Genomic DNA, 21,564 nt, shown 5'->3' with positions numbered 1-21,564 from the left:
CGTCCAGGACCGTGTGCCAGCTGTCCGCGGGAGAGTGCACGGTGACCGGTGCCGGGGCGGCGGGTGCCGGGCCGGCCGCCCGCGCAGGGGCGGACGCGGCGCCCACCGCGAGCGCGCCGCCGATCGCGGTGCTGGTGGCGAGAACGTTTCTTCGGGAGGGGGCCGGGGCTTCGTTCCGGGGCAGACGGGAGGGGTCCGGTGCTGTGAGCAAGGCGTCTCCTGGCGGCTCGTACGCTGACGTGTCAATTCATCCGAGCTATTCCTGCATGGAAGGTAAGCAGGGGGCATCCTTGCGTCAATAGGAAGCGAGAGATCCGATGTGTATCTGTGTACGTGGACAGCATCCATCCAACTGATCAGGGAGGGGTGGGTCAGGCCCAGACGACCGCGCCCAGCCAGGCGCCCGTCACCAGCAGACAGACGAAGAGCTCGACGAGCACCGCGTAACCGGTCGCCCGCATCACCGAGCGGACCGATGCCCACCCCGCCCCGCGGCTGCCGAGCCGCAGCCGCTCCGCCCCGTAGATCGCCCCCACGTATCCGGCGATCGCGCCCACCACCGGCACCACGAAGAAGCCCACGATCGCTCCGGCCCCGCCCAGCATCAGCGTCTTGCGCGGAGCCCCCGACTCGCGCGGGCGGCGCGACGGCAGCAGCGGCTTCAGCGCCTGGTTCAGGAGCAACAGCGCGGTGGCACCCATGAGTACGCCCCAGGCGACCGGAGTGTTCTCGGTCAACGCCCACCACAGCACGGCGGCCCACACGATCGCCTGTCCCGGCACCCCTGGCGCCAGCACGCCGGCCAGGCCGAGAAGCATGACGAGGCCGACCGCGAGGAGCTGCCACACACCCATCTGACCAGGGTGCCGGAGTCCGGCCGGTCCCGCGCGTCAGCGCCGGGCGCCGCGACGGCCCGCGACGCGGCTCGGCGCCGCACCGGCGTGGCGGGAAACGCCGGGCCGGGGTGTCCGGCGGGCCGTGTTCAGCGCCGTGGTGTCCGCGACACCCAGCCCCGCTCGTACGCGTGCCAGCCCAACTGCAGCCGGGTCGACACCCCGGTCAGCTCCATCAGGCCCTTCACCCGCCGCTGCACGGTCCGCAGGCCCAGCTCCAGCTGTTTCGCCACGCTCGCGTCCGTCAGCCCCGCCAGCAGCAGCGAAAGGATCTCCAGATCCGTCGCGTCGGGCCCGGTGGACTCCTCGTCCAGCCGGCTGTCCTCGCCGAGCCTGAGCGGCATGGCATCACGCCACACGGCCTCGAAGAGTCCCCGCAGCGACTCCAGCAGTCCCGAGGCGTGCACCACCAGTGCCGCCGGCTCCGCGCCACGTCCGGTCAACGGCACCATCGCCAGCGCCGAGTCGGCGATGACCAGCTTGGTGGGCACCCGGTCGACGACCCGGCACTGCTCGTCACGGCTCAGCGCCGCCGACAGCTCCATGATCCCGGACGGCAGCGAAAGCACCTCGCGCTCGACCACCACCCGGAACGACACCCCGCGCGTGGCGGCCTGCTCCTCGGACTCGTTGTCCATGCCGCTCACGGCGATCGGCTTCCCGGTGACCAGGGCACACACCTCGCTCGTCGCCCCCAACTGCAACTGGTGGAAACGGTGCGCCACCGCGCTCGCACCCGTCACCACCTCGACCAGATCGTGCACGGCCGAATCGGTGGCCTCCGCCCGGTACTCCTCGGCGAGCAGGGCCGCCGCCAACTCCGCCTGCTCCAGCTCGTGCCGCTGCTGGGTCAGCAGCGCACCCAGCGCCACCGCGGGTGGCGCCGCCACCCAACGGCCCGCGCGGGACGGCGACTGGGCGGCCAGCCCGTGCTGTTCCAGGCGGCGCAGGGCCCGTTCGGTGTCCGGTTCGGGCAGGGCCAGCCGGTGAGCGAGATCGGAGACCTCCGCGGCGCCCAGCGCCACCAGCGCGCGGTACGCCGACTCCTGTATCTCGTCGAGGCCTATGGCTCCCAGCATGACCGGACTCCTCCCGGACGCGGTGATTCCGCGCGATGTCACTGACGTCGGGCGCCCGGTCGTGGCGGAAAGCGGCCACGGCGTAAACCCGCCGTGTACATCATCCCTTTATCGCCCGTCGCTCTGCCAATGTGGCGCCACCGCAGTACCGACAACCTCCGGAATGCCACCGTTTGTTGAGAGGTGTTCCGGTTTCACTTGGGGAGAGCGATGCGTCCGATATCGCGTACGGCACTGGGAGCGGCCACCGCCGCCGTCCTGGCCGTCACGGCGATCGCACCGTCCGCGGCAGCGCCGCAGGACGACGCGACCGCGAAGAGACCGCTGACCGGCAGCGCGGCCGCCGCGGCCAAGGGGGCCGAGCCGGTCACCGTCACCCTGGTCACCGGCGACAAGGTCCTGGTCAGCAGGGACAGTTCCGGCAACCCGGCGGTCACCGCCCTGCCGCGCGAGGACGGCACCGTCCCCCTCGTGCAGACCCGGCAGGCCGGCCAGGACCTCTACGTCTACCCCGACACCGCCACCGGGGCGCTGGCCGCGGGCACGGTCGACGAGGAACTGTTCAACGTCACCGGTCTCATCCGCCAGGGCTACGACGACGCGAGCACCACCTCGCTTCCGCTGATCGCCGTCTACGGCGAGAGCGCGGCCCGCACCGCGCCCGCCACCCCGCGCGGCGCCGAGCGCGGCCTCGCACTCGACGCCATCGACGGTGTCGCGCTCAAGGCGGACAAGGCGAAAGCGGCCGACTTCTGGTCGGACGTCACGAACACCCGGTCCCGCTCGGCCTCCGGGTTGAAGAAGCTCTGGCTCGACCGCAAGGTCCAGGCCACCCTCGACAAGTCGACCAAGCAGATCGGTGCCGACCTCGCCTGGGCCGCCGGATACGACGGCAAGGGCACCAAGGTCGCCGTGCTCGACACCGGTGTCGACGCCGAACACCCCGACCTCAAGGGCCGGATCGCCGCCTCGAAGAACTTCACCGACTCCAACACCACCGACGACCGGCAGGGTCACGGCACCCACACCATCTCCACCGTGGGCGGCACCGGCGCGGCGAGCGACGGCAAGAAGAAGGGCGTCGCCCCCGGCGCCGAGCTGCTGGCGGGCAAGGTCCTCAACGACAGCGGCTCCGGCGCCGAGTCCTGGATCATCGCCGGCATGCAGTGGGCCGTCGACCAGAAGGCCGACGTCGTCTCCATGAGCCTCGGCAGCCCGACGCCCACCGACTGCACCGACCCGATGAGCGTCGCCGCCGAGGAACTCGCCCGGAGCAAGGACACCCTGTTCGTCATCGCGGCGGGCAACTCCGGCCCGACGCTGAACACCGTCTCCTCGCCGGGCTGCGCCCCCGGCGTGCTGACCGTCGGCGCCGTCGACCGCGACGACTCCACGGCCCAGTTCTCCAGCCGCGGACCCGCGATCGGCGCGCACACGCTCAAGCCCGAGATCGCCGCTCCCGGCGTCGCCATCTCGGCCGCGTCCGCGGGCGGACGCGGCGTCTACGCCTATCGGACGATGTCCGGTACATCGATGGCCACCCCGCATGTCGCGGGCGCCGCGGCCATCGTGAAGCAGCGTCACCCGGACTGGACCGCTCAGCAGATCAAGGCGGCCCTCGTGTCGTCCGCGAAGAGCGACATCCCCGGCGACGTACGCGAGACCGGTGGCGGCCGGCTCGACGTGAAGGCCGCCATCGACACCACGGTCGTCGGCGTCGCCGCCGTCCAGGGCGGTACGTTCAACTGGCCGCAGGACAAGAGCGACCGCACCACGGTCGACGTCCCGTACACCAACTCCGGCACCAAGCCGGTCAAACTGTCGCTGAAGGTCCAGGGCGTCACCGGCAACGACGGCTCGGACGTCCGCTCCTCCGTGGCCCAGCTCGACGCGAGCACCGTCACCGTCCCGGCCGGAGCCACCGTCAAGGTCCCCCTGAAGATCGACCCGACCGCGAAGCTGAAGGCCGCCCAGTACGGTGATGTCACCGGACGCGTGCTGGCCACCGGCGCCGGCGGCGTCAAGGTCTCCACCCCGTTCTCCCTGTACGTCGGCGCCGAGACGGTCACCCTCCGCGTCAAGCTCATCGACCGCACGGGCAAGCCCGCAGCGGGCTCGTCCTCGCTCGACGTCATCGGCACCGACACCTCCAGCGGCGAGCGCCGCTTCAACGACGGCGCCACCGATCAGGTCTACCAGGTGCGCCCCGGCGCGTACTTCGTCTCCAGCTTCGTGACCTCGCCGGACCTGAACGACGCCACCGGCAAGATGGTCGAGTCCGTCGGCTACCTCGCCAGGCCGCAGCTGAACGTCACCAAGGACACCACCCTGGTCCTGGACGCCCGCAAGGCCCACCGGCTCCAGGTGAGGACTGAGGACCGCACCTCCGAGAACCGCTCCACCACCCTCGCCTTCGGCCGCACCTGGGACGGCATCTGGCTGCACTCGGGCTCCCTCACCGGCACCGGCACGGTGAAGAACTACCTGGCCGACGTCGAGGGCCGGGCCGGTGACGGCGACTTCGAGTTCACCAGCTTCTGGCGTGCGTACGCCCCGCAGATCGAGAAGCTGTCGGTCGTCGGCGGTGCCGAGCTGCACCCGAGGACGGCGAGCACCGGCGCCGTCAACCTCGACGGGACGGACGAGGCCGCCCTCGTCGACGCGGGCACCGGAACTCCCGCAGAGCTGGCGGCCGCAGGGGTCTTTGGCAAGATCGCCCTGGTGAAGGTCCCCGACACCGGATCCGTGATCACCCAGGCACGCAACGCCCAGGCCGCCGGAGCGAAGGCGATCATCGTGCACCGGCCGTCCGCCGGCATCTGGCAGCCGTCCGTCGGCTACGGCGCCGCGCCGGTACCCACCCTCGCGGTCGAGGCCGCCGAGGCCGCCGGACTGACCGCCGCCCTGGCCGACGGTCCGGTGAAGCTGCGCTGGAAGGCCACGGCCGCCAGCCCGTTCGTCTACAACCTCGCTTTCCCCGAGACCGGCCCGGTCACCTCGGACCGCACGTACAAGGTCCGTGACCGCAAGCTCGGCACGTCCACCGCCACGTACGAGGCGATGGGCGTCGCGGCGGACTACATCGACTCGATGGTCTACGAACGGCCGTACGGCGGGCGCTTCTCCGCCGCGTTCGACACCGTCGCCGTCCCGGGCAAGCGCACCGAGTACTACTCGGCGGGAGACACCGCCTGGGAGCGCTACCTCTCCTCCAGCTTCCCGTGGGGCGAGGCCATGGTCGACCCGGCCCGCACCTACGAGGCCGGATCGCAGCGCACCGAGAACTGGTACCGGGGAATCGTCGGCCCGTCCACTCCGCGTGACGCCCAGGGCAAGGAAGTACTCGCGGCCGAGCGTCAGGACAACCAGATCGGCGTCGCCCCCGGCTTCTGGGGCGACACCGAGCACCAGGGCATCCAGGGCTCCTTCGGAGACCTGGGCGGCATGACGCTCACCAGCGGCGGCAAGGTCCTCGGCGAGAGCGGCTGGCCGTCCGGGGTGTTCGACGTCCCGGCCGAGGACGCGGCGTACGAACTCACCCTGCACACCTTCAAGTTCGGTCAGCCCGCCGCCGTGTGGAAGCGGTCCACCCAGACCGAGACCACCTGGAAGTTCCGCTCGAAGCGGGACGAGAACGTGTACTCGCAGGGGATTCCGCTGCTCTTCCCGGGCTACGACCTGGCATCCGACGGGCTCAAGTCCCTTCCGGCGAAGGACGGTCAGACGATCGGCCTGAGCGCCACCGGCCACGCGGGCTACACTCCCGGCAAGCTGGTCGCCGCCGCGGTCTCCTACTCGTACGACGGCGGCGCGACCTGGACCCGTGCCACCACCGCACAGCGCGGCGGCAACTGGACCGCGACCGTGAACCACGCGGGCGCGGCCGGCAAGCCGGTCACGCTGAAGACCGAACTGACGGACGCCAACGGCAACTCCGTCATCCAGACCGTGACCGACGCGTACGCCGTGCGTTGATCACGCCTTGACCGGTCCGCCGGGCGTCCTTCCCGTGGGGGGTGGGGCCGCCCGGCGGACCTTTTTCATGGCCGCTCTTTCCGGATGACCCGTTTTCGTACGGGCCGTGCCGTGGACAATAAGGGCATGAGTCAGCAGGGGGAGAGGCCCGCCGCCCACGAGGACGACTGGTGGCGCAGGCTGTACGACGAGACCGCCAGGGACACCGGGGCGAGCCACGCGGGCGACAGCCTCGACGACCGCTTCGACTCGGCGTCGGAAGCGGTGAGTTCCGGTGCGCCGGGGGAGGCGGACGGGACGGGCGAGGGGGCCGGGAGGGGCGGGGCGGACGGGACGGGCGAGGGGGCCGCGCCCCCGCTTCCGCCTCCGGCGGTGTTGGCGGGTGCCTGGTCCGGCCCGCCGCTGCCTGAGCCGCCTGAGCCGCACGAGCTATCCGCCCCGCCCGCCCCGCCTGAGCCGCCCGCCCCGGCCGCTCCGGTCCGTGCCGAGTCGGCCGGGGCTTCGCCGCCTCCGCAGTCCGCGCCCGCGGTGCCCGAGACGATGCGGGTGCGTGCTCCGTGGGAGCCGCCCGATGCGGCCTCACGCGCCCCGGGGGCGTCCCCGGCCGGCCCGGCGCAGCCGCGCACCTTCGCCGTGCCGCGCGTGCCGGCCGTTCCTCCGGCGGCTCCCGACCTGCCGCCGGAGCCGGACCCGGTGGCAGAAGCCGAGCGGACACCCGAACCGCCCGTCGCCGAAGTTCCGGTTCCGCCGGTTCCGTCGCTGCCCAGGCGGCCGGTCGGTGAGAGCCCCGTCGCCCCGCAGGCCCCCGCCACCGCACCGGCCTGGACCCTGCCCCCCGACCCCGACCCCGACCCCGACGACGCGACCACCCCCGCACCGGCTCGGCCGCAGACCCCCGCGCCCGACGAGGCGACCGCACCCGCGTCTGCCCCGTACCGCCCAGTGATCGGCCATGTGGGTGACCGGCCACCCACCTACGACGCCGAGCCCACGGCGCTGCCCGCCACCGCCCCCGACGAGCTGGACGACCTCGTCGCCGACACCGTGCTCGACGGCGCCCAGTACGGCACGTACACCCTGCGAGCCGCCTCCGTGCGCGGGGATTCCGCACGGTTCCGGGGCGAGCCCCGTCGCGACGCACTGCTCACCGCCCGCTTCGGCACCGGCAGGAGCGCGCTCGTCCTGGTCGCCGTCGCCACCGGGGCCCGTGCCACGGAGCACGCGCATCTGGCGGCGGCCGACGCCTGCCGCTGGATCGGCCGTGCCGTCGGCCGCAGCCACGCACGGCTCTCCGAGGACATAAGGGCCGGACGCCGCGGCGACCTCAAGTCCGGCCTGCACCGCCTCACCGACCGCGGCTACGGCACACTGCGCGCCCGCGCCGCCGAACTGGGCCTCGACCCGTGGGAGTACACGGTGGACCTGCGCTGCCTCCTGCTGTCGGCGGACCCCGACTGCCGCACCAGAGTCTTCTTCGGCGTCGGATCCGGCGGCCTCTTCCGCCTGCGCGACGGCGTCTGGCGGGACCTCGAACCCGAGGTTCCGGCGGCGGCCGGCATCAGCGGGGAAGCCGTGGTCGGCTTCGGCTCCCTGCCGCCCGGGAGCGGACCCCTCGCCGACGACCACCTCACCATGGCCCCGGGCGTCACCGCGCCCCCGTCGCCCGGTGCCGAGGGCGCGCCCGCCCGCCCCGCCGAGCCGTTCCGGTTCCGGGCGTCCGTGGCCCGGCCGGGGGACACCCTGCTGCTGTGCAGCACCGGTCTCGCCGAACCGCTGCGCGGCGAGCCCGCCCTCGCCCGGGAGCTCGCCGCACGCTGGACGCACGACCGGGCACCCGGTCTCACGGCGTTCCTGGCGGACACCCAGCTCAGGGTGAAGGGATACGCCGACGACCGTACGAGTGCCGCCGTCTGGGAGGCGTAACCGCCCGCGCCATGGGTTGATGGATGCGGAGTCCGGAAGCCGAAACGCGGAAAGGGTACGCACCCATGGCCAAGCAGAACGTGTCGGAGCAGTTCGTCGACATCCTCGTGCGGGCGGGCGTCACCCGCATGTACGGCGTCGTCGGCGACAGCCTCAACCCGGTCGTCGACGCCATCCGCCGCAACGCGGCCATCGACTGGATCCAGGTCAGGCACGAGGAGACCGCCGCGTTCGCCGCCGGGGCCGAGGCCCAGATCACCGGCTCGCTCGCGGCCTGTGCCGGATCCTGCGGCCCCGGCAACCTGCACCTCATCAACGGCCTCTACGACGCCCACCGCTCGATGGCACCGGTCCTCGCGCTCGCCTCGCACATCCCGTCGAGCGAGATCGGTCTCGGCTACTTCCAGGAGACCCATCCGGAGCTGCTCTTCCAGGAGTGCAGCCACTACAACGAGATGATCTCCAACCCGCAGCAGATGCCCCGGCTCCTCCAGACGGCCATCCAGCACGCCGTCGGCCAGGGCGGTGTCAGCGTCGTGTCGATGCCCGGCGACATCGCCTCGCAGCCGGCCCCGGAGAAGTCGGTCGAACACGCCCTGGTCACCTCGCGCCCGACGGTACGGCCGGGCGACGAGGAGATCGCGAAGCTCGCCCGCATGGTGGACGAGGCGAAACGGGTGACGTTGTTCTGCGGCAGCGGCACGGCGGGCGCCCACGCCGAGGTGATGGAGTTCGCCGAGCGCGTGAAGGCTCCGGTGGGGCACGCGCTGCGCGGCAAGGAATGGATCCAGTACGACAACCCGTACGACGTCGGCATGAGCGGACTGCTCGGCTACGGAGCCGCCTATGAGGCGACCAACGAGTGCGATCTCCTCATCCTGCTCGGCACCGACTTCCCGTACAACGCGTTCCTCCCCACCGATGTGAAGATCGTCCAGGTCGATGTGCGCCCCGAGCGCCTCGGCCGCCGCTCCAAGCTGGATCTGGCCGTCTGGGGCGATGTCCGCGAGACACTGCGCTGTCTCACCCCGCAGGTCAGGACCAAGACGGACCGCAAGTTCCTCGACCGGATGCTGAAGAAGCACGCCGACGCGCTGGAGGGCGTGGTCAAGGCGTACACCCGCAAGGTCGAGAAGCACGTCCCGATCCACCCGGAGTACGTCGCCGCGGTGCTGGACGACCTGGCGGACGAGGACGCCGTCTTCACCGTCGACACCGGCATGTGCAATGTGTGGGCCGCCCGCTATCTGTCGCCCAACGGCAGACGCCGCGTCATCGGTTCGTTCAGCCACGGCTCGATGGCCAACGCGCTGCCGCAGGCCATCGGCGCCCAGTTCACCGACCGGAACCGACAGGTGGTGTCGATGTCCGGCGACGGCGGATTCAGCATGCTGATGGGCGACTTCCTCACCCTGGTGCAGTACGACCTGCCGGTGAAGGTCGTCCTGTTCAACAACTCCTCGCTGGGCATGGTCGAGCTGGAGATGCTGGTGGCCGGCCTGCCGTCGTTCGGTACGACCAACAAGAACCCGGACTTCGCGGCGATCGCCCGGGCGGCCGGGGCGTACGGCGTACGGGTGGAGAAGCCCAAGCAGCTCGAAAGCGCCCTCAAGGACGCGTTCAAGCACAAGGGTCCGGCGCTCGTCGACGTGGTCACCGACCCCAACGCGCTGTCCATCCCGCCGAAGATCAGCGCGGACATGGTGACCGGTTTCGCGCTCTCCGCCAGCAAGATCGTGCTGGACGGCGGAGTCGGCCGGATGGTCCAGATGGCCCGCTCCAACCTGCGGAACGTGCCCCGCCCCTGAGCCTGTCGGGTGACCTCCGACCGGGCGGCCGAAGGTCACCCGACAGGCTCTGAGCCGGTCCGGGGCGGGGATCCGCTCAGGGGCGGGACCTCGCTCGGGCCGGGGTCAGCCGCACGGTCATGATCTGGAACGGTCGCAGCGCCAGTGCGAGACCGGGCCCCTCGGGAGTCGCCTCGTACAGCGGTCGCTCCAGCAGGTCGGTGATCCGCGCCCGTACGACGGGGAAGCCGGCCCGGAGCGTCGCCTCGGCCCGGCCGCCCGCCGACTCGTACAGCCGCACGATCACCTCACCGCTGCGGTCCTCGGCGAGCTTCACCGACTCCACGGTCACCGCGGGATGCCCCGTGGTGATCAGCGACGGCACCGCCGGGGCCACGGCCGCCCGCAGCGGCAGATTGAGCGCCAGCCCCGCGCGGACCGCGTCCTGCACCGTCGCCCCCGGCACCAGCGCGTACCGGAACCGGTGCCTGCCGACGTCGGCCGCCGGGTCCGGGCTGTGCGGGGCACGCAGCAGGGTCAGCCGCACGGTCGTGCCGAGCCCCGACGCGTGCGGGGTCCGGGTCACCTCGTGCCCGTACGTCGAGTCGTTGACCACCGCGATCCCGTATCCCGGCTCGGCGACCCGCAGCCAGCGGTGGGCGCAGATCTCGAAACGGGCCGCGTCCCATCCCGTGTTGCCGTGCGTGGGCCGGTGGATGTGACCGAACTGGATCTCGGCCGTGGACCGTTCGGCGTGCACATCGAGCGGGAAGGCCGCCTTGAGGACCTTCTCCGACTCCTGCCAGTCCACCTCGGTGTCGATGTCGATCTGCCCGCTGCCCGCGGCCAGCCGGATCTCCTGCGTGATCCGGGACTTCCCGAACGTCCGCACCACGCGTACCGCCACCCGCAGCGGCCCCTCCTCGACCAGAGCGACCGAGTCGGCGTCGGTCAGATCCGTCCGGGTGCGGCGGTAGTGCCGGTCGAGGTCCCAGGCGTCCCAGTGGTTGGGGTGATCCGGGTGCAGCTGGAGGAGGTTGGCCCGATGGCCGGGAGCGAGTACGTCACGGCGTGCGGGGAGGTCGCGGACCGCGGAGATCAGCCCGTCGCGGTCCACGGTGACCCGCAGCACGCCGTTGTCGAGGACGCATCGCCCGTCAGCCGTGCGGTTCGCCTCGGCGTCCCGTGCCGGTACCGCCGCGCCGTCCAGCACCCCCGCGCCCAGCCCGGGCGCCTCGGCGAGCACCGCCGTGCGCCCGGCGGCGAGCGGCTGCACACGGGCGCCGGGCGGCAGCAGCGCGCTCGCCCCGGCATCCAGCTCGGCCACCTGAACGCGGTCGTACGGGGAGGCGTTGAGGGCGGCGAGCGTATCCGTGCCCCCCAGTGCCGCCACCGCGTCCGCCACCAGACCGGCGAGCTCGGCCCGCACCCGTTCGTAGGTGTCGCGGGCCTCGCGGTGCACCCACGCGATCGACGAACCCGGCAGGATGTCGTGGAACTGGTGCAGGAGGACCGTTTTCCACACCCGGTCCAGCGTCTCGTACGGATACACGTAACCGGGCGCCCGCAGAGCTGCCGTCGTGGCCCACAACTCCGCCTCGCGGAGCAGGTGTTCACTGCGACGGTTGCCCTGCTTCGTCTTGGCCTGGGTGGTGTACGTGGCCCGGTGCAGTTCCAGATACAGCTCACCCGACCAGACGGGCGCCTGTGACCCGTACTCCTCCTCGGCTGCCGCGAAGAACGCCGACGGCCGCTCGATCCCGACCCGCGGCGAACCCTCCAGATCCCTGAGCCGGCGGGCCTTCTCCAGCATCTCGCGGGTCGGACCGCCCCCGCCGTCACCCCAGCCGAAGGGGACGAGGGAGCGGGTCGCCGGACCCTTCTCCGCGAAGTTCCGTTCGGCATGGGCGAGTTCCCGGCCGTGGAACTGCGCGTTGTAGGTGTCCACCGGCGGGAAGTGCGTGAAGACCCTGGTCCCGTCGATGCCCTCCCACCAGAACGTGTGATGGGGCATCTTGTTGCTCTGGTTCCAGGACAGTTTCTGCGTCAGGAACCATTTCACCCCCGCCAGCCGCGCCAGCTGGGGGAAGGCGGCCGTGTAGCCGAAGGAGTCCGGCAGCCAGATCTCCTCCGTCTCCACCCCCAGCTCCTGTTCGAAGAACCGCTTGCCGTGCACGATCTGCCGGGCCAGCGCCTCACCGCCCGGCATATTGGCATCGGACTCCACCCACATCGACCCCACGGGCGCCCACTGCCCCTTCGCGACAGCCCGCTTGATCCGCTCCCAGACGTGCGGCTGATGCTCCTTCACCCAGGCGTACTGCTGGGCCTGCGAAGCGGCGAAGACCAGCTCCGGATAGTCCTCGGCCAGCGCGGTGACATTGGCGAAGGTGCGCGAGGCCTTGCGCACCGTCTCCCGCAGCGGCCACAGCCAGGCCGAGTCGATGTGCGCATGCCCGGTGGCGGAGATCCGGTGCGCGCTCGCCGACGCGGGCCGGGACAGCGCCTCGGACAGCTCGTCCCGGCCGGCCCGCGCCGTGCCCGCCACCTCGTGCAGATCCAGTGCGTCGAGCATGCGCTCCAGTGCCCGCAGGATCTCGTGCCGTCGCGAGCGGTCCGCGGGCAGTTCCCGCATCAGCTCGGAGAGCACCTCGATGTCCAGAACGAGATGCCAGACCTCCTCGTCCAGTACGGCGAGGTCCGCGGAGGCGAACCGGTAGAGGGGCTGCTCGCCCGCCGTGGTCAGGTCCCCGAGCGGCGTCGGCGTGAAGCCGTGTTCCAGTACCGCCGGGTTGGCCGCCGCCTCCAGGAGCAGCGCGACCCGCTCACCGCCCGCCGCCGGGGACGCGATCGTCAGATGCCGATTGCGCGGATGGACGCCCTTGAGCGGGATGCCCGCGAGGTCGTACAGCATGCCCTCGGCCTGGAAGCCGGGCGCCTGACCGGAGAAACCGGGATCGACCACCACCTCGACCCGCCGGCCCGCCCAGTCCTCGGGCACCGTGCCCTCCAGCCGGAACCAACTGGTGGACCACGGTCTTCCCCACTCCGTACCCGTGCTGAACGGCTCGTACGTCCCCTCCAGCGCCTCTGCCACCGGCACGGGTTCGCCGGGGATGTGCCGGACGGAGAGGGCGAGCGGGGTCCGGACCGGGTACTGGGCGGGACGGATGAACTGGTGAAGGGCCCGTTCGAGGCGGTCCTCGACCAGGGTGCGGTCGTCGTGCATCACGGCTCCTCGGGGTCGGTGCCTTGGAGTGTCCATGGCTCCACTTCCCCAAGGGCACAAGCGGCATCCCGCAAGCGGTGCGTGAGGGTGACGGCGAGTCAACGGCGCGGGGATCCGGAGGTCATCCCGGGGCAACCAGGTGCGGCTGTCCGTATACGTTCCGGCCGGAACCGCCCGGCCGGGGCCACCGCCTCCGGGAGCGCCGGCGGCGCCTTGCTGCGGTGGCTCAGAGCAGCCGGAGTGTTCCGGGCGACGTCCCGCTTCTCAGGGTGTCCACGAGCAGGTCGAACAGGGTCGGTCCCCGCCCGGCCAGGGCTTCGTCGAGCCGCCGCTGGAACGAGGGCCGGTTGGTGGGGTGCGCCCGGCTCAGGCCCTGCCGCAGATACCGCGCCGTCTCCTCGTGGCCCAGGGTCTGCGCGGACCGGGCGTGGTCCCGCCACTCGAAGACGAAGTCGCCGTCGTCCGGAGTGCCCATTCCTCCGCCGAGACAGTCGGCGAGGGAGTCGAAGTTGCGGCCGAAGTACCCGCCGGGGCCGTTCACGGCCTCGCCGATCAGGCTCCAGAACTGTTCCAGGCCGGTGACCCGGGAGCCGTCGATCACATAGGTCACGGTCATGGGGGGAGGGTACAAGCCGGCCGTTCCTGACAGGGTGTGATCCGCGCCGCAGGTGGGGGGCTACGGCGCGGATCGGCTCGGGGGGTTCGGGCTTCAGCAGCCCTGGTCGATCAGGTCGAACGTGGCGTAGTGGTCGCTGGTGTAGTAGTCCTCCTGCGTCTCTTCGCCCGTGACGATCCTGCGCGCGCCCCGGGTCGGGGCGCCCGGGGTGACGACCGTGTACTCGTGGTAGTAGCCGAGGCTCTGACCGGGCAGGACGCCCTCGCGGTTCTGGAAGACGGCACCGTCCTGCGAGTAGGGGAACGGGCCGCCCGCGTCGATCAGGTCGAGCGTGTCGTACGCCTGGGCGGGCAGCGCCGAGTAGCAGATGCTGCCGACCGAGGTGGTGGCAGCGGTGGCGACCGGGGCGCCGACGAGCAGGACCGACAGGAGGGCGGCAGCTCCGCCGAGTGTGGTGATCCGTGGGGGGATTCGCATGACCCTCATGATGACGCGCGTAGACCCGGTCTCGTCAACGGCAACCGATGTGAATTTTTTGGAAGTTAACCAAAGGAGCGAAAATGTGTCGCCCATGTTTCGGGCGCCCGGGAGACGGAACGGGCTTCCCTGTTTGCTTATTGATGAGTCGACAAGCGTGGCGCCTCTCCTGCGGGGCATGCATCCCGGGACGACGAGAAATCGAGCAGTCGAGAAGGGGGCGATTCACTGTGCGGGCGGGGGAGATGATGGAACGTCAGGGAGATGCCGATTCCAGGCCGGAAGAGGCGGCGCACGAGGCGGCCGCCTGGCGGCGGGAGCCGGTCCGGCTGCGGCGCAGACTGGCGCCGGCCGATCTGGCGTCGGTGGGCGAAGTGCGGTGTGCAGTACGGGAGTTCCTGCGGTACCGATGGGCGGTCGAGCCGACCGAGGTGGCGGAGCTCCTGCTCAGTGAGCTGGCCACCAACGCGCTGATCCATACGACGCACGGGGCTGTCGTCACGGTCAGCGTGGTTCCCGCCCGACTCCGGGTGGAGGTCCGGGACTTCGTCCCCGGCATGCCCCTGCCGTACGTGCCGCACGCCGACGACGGCACGCACGGCCGAGGGCTGATCCTGGTGCGGCGCCTGGCGGACGCCTGGGGCGTCAGCGCACACCCGCTGGGCAAGGTCGTCTGGTTCGAGCTGGACAGCGAAAGGCCCTGACGGTCCGGGAGTGACCGGACCGTCAGGGCCTTGTGTGGCGGATCAGCCGAACTGCTGCTCCAGATCCTTCAGTTTGCGCTCCAGCGAGTCGAGTCGCGGCAGTGCCTGGGTGTCGTCCTCCGCGGTGAGGTCGACGGTGACGGGGTCACTGGTGCGAGCGCCGGAGCCCGGCCCCGTCACGGCCTGAAGGGAAGGCCGTGCGCGCAGGGGCAGTTGTCCCGGCTCGGATATGGCGGGCTCCACGGCGGTCTGTGCGGAGCCCGCCACGGGAGGGAGCGCCTGCACGTCCACCTGGGTGCCGCCCCGGCCGACCCGGCGCCAGGCACGGTTCTGCCGGTTCAGCGCCTTGATGTGGGCCCGGTCCAGCTTCTCCTGGTCCTTCCTGCGGAGACGGTTCTGCTCCTTCTCCCGCCGGTCTTCACGTACCTCTTCGACCGCTTCGTCCAGGGTGCGCACGCCCTCCAGCAGCATCAGCGACCAGGCGCCGAAGGTCTCCCGGGGAGCACGCAGCCAGCGCACGATCCGGATCTGCGGCAGCGGCCGGGGCACCAGCCCCTGCTCCCGCAGGGCGGCCCGGCGGGTCTGCTTCAGCGCGCGGTCGAAGAGCACGGCGGCCGAGAGCGACATCCCCGCGAAGAAGTGCGGGGCGCCCGCGTGGTCGATTCCGCGCGGCGCGTGCACCCAGTTGAACCAGGCGGCCGCGCCGGCGAACGTCCATACGAGAAGCCGCGATCCGAGTGCCGCGTCGCCGTGGCTGGCCTCGCGCACCGCGAGCACGGAGCAGAACATCGCGGCCCCGTCGAGGCCGAACGGAACGAGGTATTCCCAGCCCCCGGTAAGACCGAGGTTCTGCTCGCCGAAGCCGACGAGGCCGTGGAAGGAAAGGGCCGCGGCGACCGCGGCGCAGCAGAAGAGCAGGACGTACGAGGCGCTGGCGTACAGCGTCTCCTTGCGTCTGCGGCGCTCCTCGCTGCGCTCCCAGCTGTCGTCGGCCGCGGCACTGTCAGCGGCGCGCTTGCCGCGTGCGACCACCGCCATCGCGACCAGGACCCCCACGAGCAGCACGGCGCCCGGAAGCAGCCAATTCAGCGATATGTCGGTAAGTCTCATGCGCGGTCCCTTGCGTCGCGTAGGGCATTTCGGGCGCCATGATTGCCGAAACCCCGGCACGCTCAAGGGGGTTTCGGGACAAGAGAACGCCATTGGGTTGGCAGGGCATACGGATAGCCGAGATCTGATCGAATATCCGTACACGGCCAGTGATCTGCGTTCGAATAGTACTACCCGCGCGGGCGGTGTTGATCAGTGAGTGGGCGTCAGTTTCCGTACCCGCTCGGCATCGCCGGTGCGCGGGCAGGTGACGCAGGTGTCCTCGGGGCGCAGCGTGTAGAAGAGGCAGCAGCTCGCCCGGTCGCGGGTGGGCAGCGATTCGCCGTTCGGACCGGTCAGCTCGCGGAAGCCCGCCGAGCCGACGTACGGCTTGGTGGTTCCCGGCAGAAGAGCCTCCAGCTCGGCCATCGCCCGGCGCTCCTCGCCGAGCAGATGGGCGATGTACCAGAGGCCCTCGACGACCTCGTCCGTCGCCATGCCCCACAGCGCCCGCCGGCCGCGCCGCATGCGTGGCCCGAACCCGTCCAGCACCGGACCGATGTGGTCGGCCACGGCCGCGAGCACCTCGGCCCGCAGTGCCGCCTCGTCGGGAACCACCCGGGCACCCGGCAGCGCGGCCGCCGGATCGTCCGGAAGGCAGGAGAATTCCGCCACGCGGAGGGTCAGGTGGCCCAGCGCCCGCTGGAACGCCACGTCCTCGACGGGGATCCGCGGCACCCGCCGGTACAGGAACCACGGCACCGTCACCAGCAGGCAGGCGGGCCAGGCGTACCGGTGCAGTCCGAAGCTGGCGACGACATCGGGGCGGGGCTCCTGCCCGTAGTCCCGCAGCACCTGCGCGTGGTCCCAGGCGAGGAAGGCGTCGAGCGCGGCCCCGCCCTCCGCGAGATCCTCCGCGCGCACCCAGCCCGCACCGCTGGGGGCGGTCTCGCCGTCCGCCAGCACCTTCGTGCGCAGCCCGGGAAAGACCTCGGCCAGACGCGCGTACGCGCCTGTCACGGCGGACGCGGTGACGCCGGGGAGGAGAACGGGAAGTGTCATGCAGGAACCACCGAATCGCGAACGTCAGCAGGTAAGCCTTACCTTACCCGAGCGGATCGATGTTTGAACTGCGGGCTGTGCCGCCTATCGTGCACAGGAGCACGGCGCACGCGAGCCGCGCCCGCGGCAGGCCGAGGAGGTCCGGGTGGAGCAGGGCAGAGGGCTTGAGCAGGCACGGCCGTCGTACCCGTCCGCCGCCTCCGCGATCACCCCGGCGGCCGTACGTGTGCCGGAACAGGCGCGTGGCGAACAGACGCGTGACGGGCAGACGCGTGACGGGCGGGCGTGCGGCGACCGGGTGCGTGGTGAGCACACCCACGGCGAGCGCTCGAACGGCGAGCTTTCGCCTGGCGAGGCGCCCGCCCCTCGGCCCGTCGTGCAGCGCCATTCCGTACGCGGTCAGGTCCTCGACGCCCTGCGCGCCGCCCTGGTCGACGGCCGACTGGTCCCGGGGGAGGTCTACTCCGCACCGGTGCTCGGCGCCCGTCTGGGGGTTTCCGCGACGCCGGTGCGCGAGGCGATGCAGCAGTTGGCCGCCGAGGGCGCCGTCGAGGTGGTGCCCAACCGCGGTTTCCGGGTGTCCCGGCGGGGCCCGCGCGAGCTGGCCGAACTGGCCGAGGTACGGGCCCTGATCGAGATCCCGGTCATGCTGAAGCTGGCCCGCAGCGTCCCGGCGGCCCGCTGGTGTGCGCTGCGTCCGCTGGCGGACGCCACGGTCGCGGCAGCGGCCGCGGGCGACCGGGCGGATTACGCCGAGTCCGACCGTGCCTTCCACAGCGCGGTCCTCGCGCTGTGCGGCAACGAGCAGTTGGTGATGGTCGCGGACGACCTGCTCCGACGCTCCCAGTGGCCCCTGGGGGACAGCCCCGCGGTCCGGCGTGCCGACCTGCCGGCCGACGCCGCGGAGCACACGGCCCTGCTGGACGCGCTCATCGCCCAGGACCTGGCCGCCGTGCAGTCGCTCGTGAGGGGACACTTCACCGGCGCCGCGAGCTGACGCCGACATCGGGACGGTGGGCCGGGGACCGGCGCCTGGACGAGTGCCGAGGGCCGGCGCCCCTGGTTCCGGGAGCTGACGTACCGGAAGCCGGCATCCGGACGGTGCCGAGGTCCGCACGGTCCCGCGAACCAGTGCCCGGACGGTGCCGGGAACCGAACCGTGACGGTCCCGCCGCAGCCACGCGCGGCCGGGTTACGCTACGCCTCCGATCACATGATCATCCTGGGGGCGGGAATGGCGGGAATGGCGGGAAGCCGCGCGGTGGGGCCGGTGCTCGGTCTGCTGACGGCCGTGCTGGTACTCGGGTCGGCCGGCTGCTCGCAGGAGGCCGTCCCGAGCACGGCCGTCCCGAGCACGGCCGTCCCGAGCACGGCCGTCCCGAGCGGCGGCCCCGCGTCCACGCCCGCGCAGCCGACCGCGACACCGACGTCGACGGGCACGCCCTCCGTGCCGCCGAAGCCGACTCCGACCGCCTCGCAGGCTGTCGCCGTCCCCGTGCCGTCGACGAGGAAGGCCGCCCCGCCGAAGTCCCCCGTCACACCTCCGCTCCGCGACGGCGGTGGCTCGCGCGAGACGTCCGACGCCGTCCCCCCGATCCCGCAGAATCCCAACAGGGGATCGAATCCGCCGCCCGCACCGCCCCGGCCGACGCCGACCCCGGAGTGGAGCGACGCCGGCTGGAAGCCCGGCGATCCGGTCGAGGACCGCACCTGACGCACGTCGGGCCGGGCCGGGGACGGCGTCCGGTGCGCTCCGCCCGCCGCCGCGCCGGGCCGGCACGGGTGCGCCCTGTGAGGCGGCGGTGGCGCGGCGCTCAGTTCGTCTCGGCGGCATCCGGGGGCGGCGGGTCCAGGTGCGGAGCCAGCCAGGTCGGTACGCCCCCGAGGAGCCGGAAGAGCCGGCCCGCCTCGGCGCGCAGCCGAGCCGCCGTCTCGGGCTCCGGTTCGGAGTCCGCCAGTGCGATGAGGGCCGGAGCCGTACCGATCAGGTAGCCCAGCTCCTCCCTTATGCGCAGGCACTCGGCGAAACCGTGCCGTGCCTCCGCCAGCTCGCCCTCGCGCAGGGCGAGCAGGGCGAGATGGCGCCACGTCGAGGAGAGCAGCAGCGCGTCGCCCTGGGCGGTCGCACCGGCGTGGGCCCTGCGGTACGCGGCACGCGCCGCCTGGGGCGAGTCGGCGATGTTCTGTGCGATCAGACCCCGGCGGTAGTCCAGCAGCGGCCGGCCCGGCGCGGACGGGGCGAGCAGGGCGGCGGCCCGGCTCAGGGCGACACTGGCCTCGTCCGCCCGGTCCCGTACGCCCAGAAGTGTCGACGCGTAGGCGAGATGGCCGCGCTCGCAGGCGGCCGCGCCGCGTTCGGCGTCGTCGTGGGCGAGCGCCTCGGCGGTGCGCAGGGCGTCCTCGGCGTCGGTCCAGCCCTCGCCGGTGTAGAGACAGCGCTCGGTCAGCAGAGTGGTGCGCTGGAGTGCCGCCGCCGGGTCGGTGGCGGCGTCGTGTTCGAGCAGCGCGGCGGCGTCCGTCCAGCAGGCGCGTGACCGCAGCCGCCATACCGCTGTCTGGAGCGGCGGATCGTCATCTGCTGTCGTTCCGGAACCAGACATGGCGGTATGCGCCACATTGCCCTCCCCGAGCGCGCCATTGAGCTGTTGAGTCTGGCCGCATCTCAGCACGGAATGGCACGCGGGGCCAAGGGGTCGGGTCAATGTCAGGTGAAATATTTCACAAACGCACCGGGCCCGCCGGGAGCCTTGGCAGGGCCGGAAGTCAGCTCATGCGCAGGGCGAGGAAGAAATCGAGCTTGTCCTCCAGGCGCGAAAGGTCACGTCCCGTCAACTGCTCGATTCGCCCGACTCGGTAGCGCAACGTGTTGACGTGCAGATGGAGCCGGGACGCGCAGCGGGTCCAGGAACCGTCGCAGTCCAGGAACGCCTCCAGCGTCGGGATCAGCTCCGCGCGGTGACGCCGGTCGTAGTCGCGCAGCGGGTCGAGCAGCCGCGCGGTGAACGCGCGGCGCACGTCGTCGGGGACGAACGGCAGCAGCAGGACGTGCGAGGCGAGCTCGTGGTGCCCGGCGGCGCAGACCCGGCCGGGCCGGGCCGCCGCCACCCGGCGGGCGTGCCGGGCCTCCTCCAGGGCGCCGCGCAGACCTTCGGGGGAGTGCACGGCCGCGCTGACACCCAGGGTCAGCCGGCCGTCGTCGGCGAGGCCCGCGGAGAGCGGTTCGCGGACGGCGGCGAGCAGCACCTCGGCGTGGAGCGCGGGGCCCGTCCCGGCGTCGTGCTCCGCACCGGGTGCCGGGGTCTGGGCGGGCGGGGTGACCACGGGCAGCGGTACGAGGGCCACGGCCTCGTCACCCGTGTGGGCGACCGCGATACGGTCCGCGACATCGGGTCCGGTGACCGCGGGGTCGACCAGGATCTCCTCCAGCAGCGCCTGGGCGACCGGGCCGCCCGCGACGGCGGAGCCGGGGCCGCCGGCCGGGGCTCCGGCGGCGGAGGAATCCTCCGCGTCCGACCACTCGACCCGGGCCACCACGACCTGCCAGTCCGGCGCGGTCTCCAGGCCCGGGAGCAGCACCGGGGCGGCGACCCGCAGCCTGGCGGCGATCTCGGCGGGCGCGGCGCCGGTCTGGACCAGCTCCAGGACTTCCTGGGCCAGCCTGCGGCGGACGGTGCGGGCCGCGTCGCGCCGGTCCCGTTCGACGGCGATCAACTGGGTGACGCCCTGGAGCAGGTCGATCCGGGCGGGCGGCCAGTCGCCCGCGTCCGCCTCGACCGCCAGCAGCCAGTCGGAGAGCAGCGACTCGCGCACATCGCGGGAGGCCGGGACCGCACCCCGACCGGCGTTCCGGATCGGGAAGAGCGAATACGTGGTGTCGCCGACCGCGGCCCGGTGCGGGGCCCGGCGGCCGGTGCGGGTGGCGGCCAGATGATGGCCGGCGAGCGCCGCGGCGACCTCTCCGGGCAGCGGGGCGTCACTCGCGCCCGCGATCTGCCGGCCAGTGGGGGAGAGCACCCAGGCGTGCAGGTCGAGGTCGGAACCGAGCAGATCGAGGACCACCTCGGGGCCGCCGCCCGCCGGGCCCGACGTCATGAGCCTGCGGTGCCGGTCCACGACCGCCGCCAGGTCCCCCGCCCGCTGGCCGGACACCTGGCGCACCACGTGCTCGGTGATCGTCGCGAACGCAACGCTCTCATGGACGGCGAACAGCGGCAGCCGGTGCCGCCCGCACGCCTCCACCAGATCGCCGGGTATGTCGGCGAGCTCCGCCTCTCCCGCCGCGAGTCCGGCGACCCCGGCACCCGCCAGGATCCGTACGAACGGCTCCGAGTCCGTCGCGTCCCGGCGCCAGGCCAGCCCCGTCAGGACCAGCTCCCCGCCCGACAGATAGCGGCTGGGATCCCGCAGGTCGGTGGTCATCACGCCGCGTACGGAACGGTCCAGCTCGTCCTCGCCGCCGAGCAGCCGCAGGCCCAGCGCATCGGTCTCCAGCAGTGCGCGCAGCCGCATCTCGTCGCCGCCGATCTCTTTCGTTGGTGCGGGTGAAAACTGGGTATTGCGGTGAGGTTACTGACCCCCGCCATTCGTTCGAATCTACAAGACGAGGAGATCGACCAGCCAACTCCTTCATGGTTTCGGTGACTGCACCGACTGGAGGACGGCTTGTGTACTGGGGCCCATATCGCGTTAACAAGAAATGAACGACCCGACGAGGGCAGGCCGCACCCGGC

At 72.1% G+C, this 21,564-nt stretch carries 15 protein-coding genes; 5 read left to right on the top strand and 10 right to left on the bottom strand.

Going from position 1 to position 21,564, the window contains the following annotated elements; translation table 11 throughout:
- Positions 1 to 371: 371 nt before the first annotated feature.
- A complete protein-coding gene (locus ACFVUT_RS12720; RefSeq protein WP_389651908.1) occupies positions 372 to 854 on the bottom strand; it encodes a DUF456 domain-containing protein in 483 nt (160 codons plus the stop codon).
- Between the two features lie 128 nt (positions 855 to 982).
- Positions 983 to 1,972: a helix-turn-helix domain-containing protein gene (locus tag ACFVUT_RS12715; RefSeq protein WP_389651911.1), complete on the bottom strand. Its 990-nt coding sequence runs from the start codon at positions 1,970 to 1,972 to the stop codon at positions 983 to 985.
- A 210-nt stretch (positions 1,973 to 2,182) separates the two neighbouring features.
- Here ACFVUT_RS12715 and ACFVUT_RS12710 point away from each other — a divergent pair, with 210 nt between their 5' ends.
- The 3 genes from ACFVUT_RS12710 to ACFVUT_RS12700 all read left to right on the top strand — a co-directional run bounded on the left by ACFVUT_RS12710 (position 2,183) and on the right by ACFVUT_RS12700 (position 9,678).
- Entirely contained in the window at positions 2,183 to 5,947 is a 3,765-nt protein-coding gene (locus tag ACFVUT_RS12710; RefSeq protein ID WP_389651914.1) for a S8 family serine peptidase, read from the top strand.
- Positions 5,948 to 6,073: 126 nt separating this feature from the next.
- Positions 6,074 to 7,870, top strand: a complete 1,797-nt coding sequence (locus tag ACFVUT_RS12705) for a protein phosphatase 2C domain-containing protein (RefSeq protein ID WP_389651917.1) — start codon at positions 6,074 to 6,076, stop codon at positions 7,868 to 7,870.
- Positions 7,871 to 7,935: 65 nt separating this feature from the next.
- The gene (locus ACFVUT_RS12700) at positions 7,936 to 9,678 is read left to right on the top strand and encodes a pyruvate dehydrogenase (protein ID WP_389651919.1); all 1,743 of its coding nucleotides are present in this window, start codon (positions 7,936 to 7,938) and stop codon (positions 9,676 to 9,678) included.
- Between the two features lie 76 nt (positions 9,679 to 9,754).
- Here ACFVUT_RS12700 and ACFVUT_RS12695 read toward each other — a convergent pair whose 3' ends face one another.
- From ACFVUT_RS12695 to ACFVUT_RS12685, 3 genes are all read right to left on the bottom strand, one after another.
- A complete protein-coding gene (locus ACFVUT_RS12695; protein ID WP_389651922.1) occupies positions 9,755 to 12,886 on the bottom strand; it encodes an alpha-mannosidase in 3,132 nt (1,043 codons plus the stop codon).
- Between the two features lie 226 nt (positions 12,887 to 13,112).
- Positions 13,113 to 13,502 (bottom strand): barstar family protein, encoded by a 390-nt coding sequence (locus ACFVUT_RS12690; RefSeq protein WP_389651925.1) that lies wholly within the window; start codon positions 13,500 to 13,502, stop codon positions 13,113 to 13,115.
- A 93-nt stretch (positions 13,503 to 13,595) separates the two neighbouring features.
- Positions 13,596 to 13,979: a ribonuclease domain-containing protein gene (locus tag ACFVUT_RS12685; RefSeq protein ID WP_389651928.1), complete on the bottom strand. Its 384-nt coding sequence runs from the start codon at positions 13,977 to 13,979 to the stop codon at positions 13,596 to 13,598.
- Positions 13,980 to 14,320: 341 nt separating this feature from the next.
- Between ACFVUT_RS12685 and ACFVUT_RS12680 the strand changes: the two genes are divergently transcribed.
- On the top strand, positions 14,321 to 14,683 hold the full coding sequence (locus ACFVUT_RS12680) for an ATP-binding protein (protein WP_389652320.1): 363 nt from the start codon (positions 14,321 to 14,323) through the stop codon (positions 14,681 to 14,683).
- Positions 14,684 to 14,725: 42 nt separating this feature from the next.
- Here ACFVUT_RS12680 and ACFVUT_RS12675 read toward each other — a convergent pair whose 3' ends face one another.
- Entirely contained in the window at positions 14,726 to 15,793 is a 1,068-nt protein-coding gene (locus ACFVUT_RS12675; protein WP_389651931.1) for a DUF2637 domain-containing protein, read from the bottom strand.
- 192 nt (positions 15,794 to 15,985) lie between these two features.
- Positions 15,986 to 16,834 carry a (2Fe-2S)-binding protein gene (locus ACFVUT_RS12670; protein WP_389651934.1) on the bottom strand — a complete coding sequence of 283 codons (849 nt, stop codon included), beginning with the start codon at positions 16,832 to 16,834 and terminating at the stop codon, positions 15,986 to 15,988.
- Positions 16,835 to 16,979: 145 nt separating this feature from the next.
- On the opposite strand from ACFVUT_RS12670, the gene ACFVUT_RS12665 reads away from it, so the two are divergent.
- Positions 16,980 to 17,831, top strand: coding sequence for a GntR family transcriptional regulator (locus ACFVUT_RS12665; RefSeq protein ID WP_389651937.1), 852 nt, complete (start codon positions 16,980 to 16,982; stop codon positions 17,829 to 17,831).
- Between the two features lie 212 nt (positions 17,832 to 18,043).
- Here the strand turns inward: ACFVUT_RS12665 and ACFVUT_RS12660 are convergent, their stop codons facing one another.
- The 3 genes from ACFVUT_RS12660 to ACFVUT_RS12650 all read right to left on the bottom strand — a co-directional run bounded on the left by ACFVUT_RS12660 (position 18,044) and on the right by ACFVUT_RS12650 (position 21,343).
- On the bottom strand, positions 18,044 to 18,373 hold the full coding sequence (locus ACFVUT_RS12660; RefSeq protein ID WP_389651940.1) for a hypothetical protein: 330 nt from the start codon (positions 18,371 to 18,373) through the stop codon (positions 18,044 to 18,046).
- Positions 18,374 to 18,648: 275 nt separating this feature from the next.
- On the bottom strand, positions 18,649 to 19,434 hold the full coding sequence (locus ACFVUT_RS12655; RefSeq protein ID WP_389651943.1) for a hypothetical protein: 786 nt from the start codon (positions 19,432 to 19,434) through the stop codon (positions 18,649 to 18,651).
- Between the two features lie 163 nt (positions 19,435 to 19,597).
- A complete protein-coding gene (locus ACFVUT_RS12650; RefSeq protein ID WP_389651946.1) occupies positions 19,598 to 21,343 on the bottom strand; it encodes a PucR family transcriptional regulator in 1,746 nt (581 codons plus the stop codon).
- Between the last annotated feature and the right edge of the window lie 221 nt (positions 21,344 to 21,564).

This window comes from Streptomyces sp. NPDC058051, from assembly GCF_042885475.1.
Classification (GTDB): Bacteria; Actinomycetota; Actinomycetes; order Streptomycetales; family Streptomycetaceae; genus Streptomyces.
The sequence above is the reverse complement of the archived record's forward strand: the minus strand, read 5'-3'. Positions and strand labels throughout refer to the sequence as shown.

Bases quoted from the DNA above. Each gene is read 5' to 3' on its own strand.
- ACFVUT_RS12695 (WP_389651922.1), bottom strand. From the start codon at position 12,886: ATGCACGACGACCGCACCCTGGTCGAGGACCGCCTCGAACGGGCCCTT.
- ACFVUT_RS12655 (WP_389651943.1), bottom strand. From the start codon at position 19,434: ATGTCTGGTTCCGGAACGACAGCAGATGACGATCCGCCGCTCCAGACA.
- ACFVUT_RS12710 (WP_389651914.1), top strand. From the start codon at position 2,183: ATGCGTCCGATATCGCGTACGGCACTGGGAGCGGCCACCGCCGCCGTC.
- ACFVUT_RS12670 (WP_389651934.1), bottom strand. From the start codon at position 16,834: ATGACACTTCCCGTTCTCCTCCCCGGCGTCACCGCGTCCGCCGTGACA.
- ACFVUT_RS12720 (WP_389651908.1), bottom strand. From the start codon at position 854: ATGGGTGTGTGGCAGCTCCTCGCGGTCGGCCTCGTCATGCTTCTCGGC.
- ACFVUT_RS12650 (WP_389651946.1), bottom strand. From the start codon at position 21,343: ATGCGGCTGCGCGCACTGCTGGAGACCGATGCGCTGGGCCTGCGGCTG.
- ACFVUT_RS12675 (WP_389651931.1), bottom strand. From the start codon at position 15,793: ATGAGACTTACCGACATATCGCTGAATTGGCTGCTTCCGGGCGCCGTG.
- ACFVUT_RS12715 (WP_389651911.1), bottom strand. From the start codon at position 1,972: ATGCTGGGAGCCATAGGCCTCGACGAGATACAGGAGTCGGCGTACCGC.
- ACFVUT_RS12700 (WP_389651919.1), top strand. From the start codon at position 7,936: ATGGCCAAGCAGAACGTGTCGGAGCAGTTCGTCGACATCCTCGTGCGG.
- ACFVUT_RS12690 (WP_389651925.1), bottom strand. From the start codon at position 13,502: ATGACCGTGACCTATGTGATCGACGGCTCCCGGGTCACCGGCCTGGAA.
- ACFVUT_RS12705 (WP_389651917.1), top strand. From the start codon at position 6,074: ATGAGTCAGCAGGGGGAGAGGCCCGCCGCCCACGAGGACGACTGGTGG.
- ACFVUT_RS12685 (WP_389651928.1), bottom strand. From the start codon at position 13,979: ATGCGAATCCCCCCACGGATCACCACACTCGGCGGAGCTGCCGCCCTC.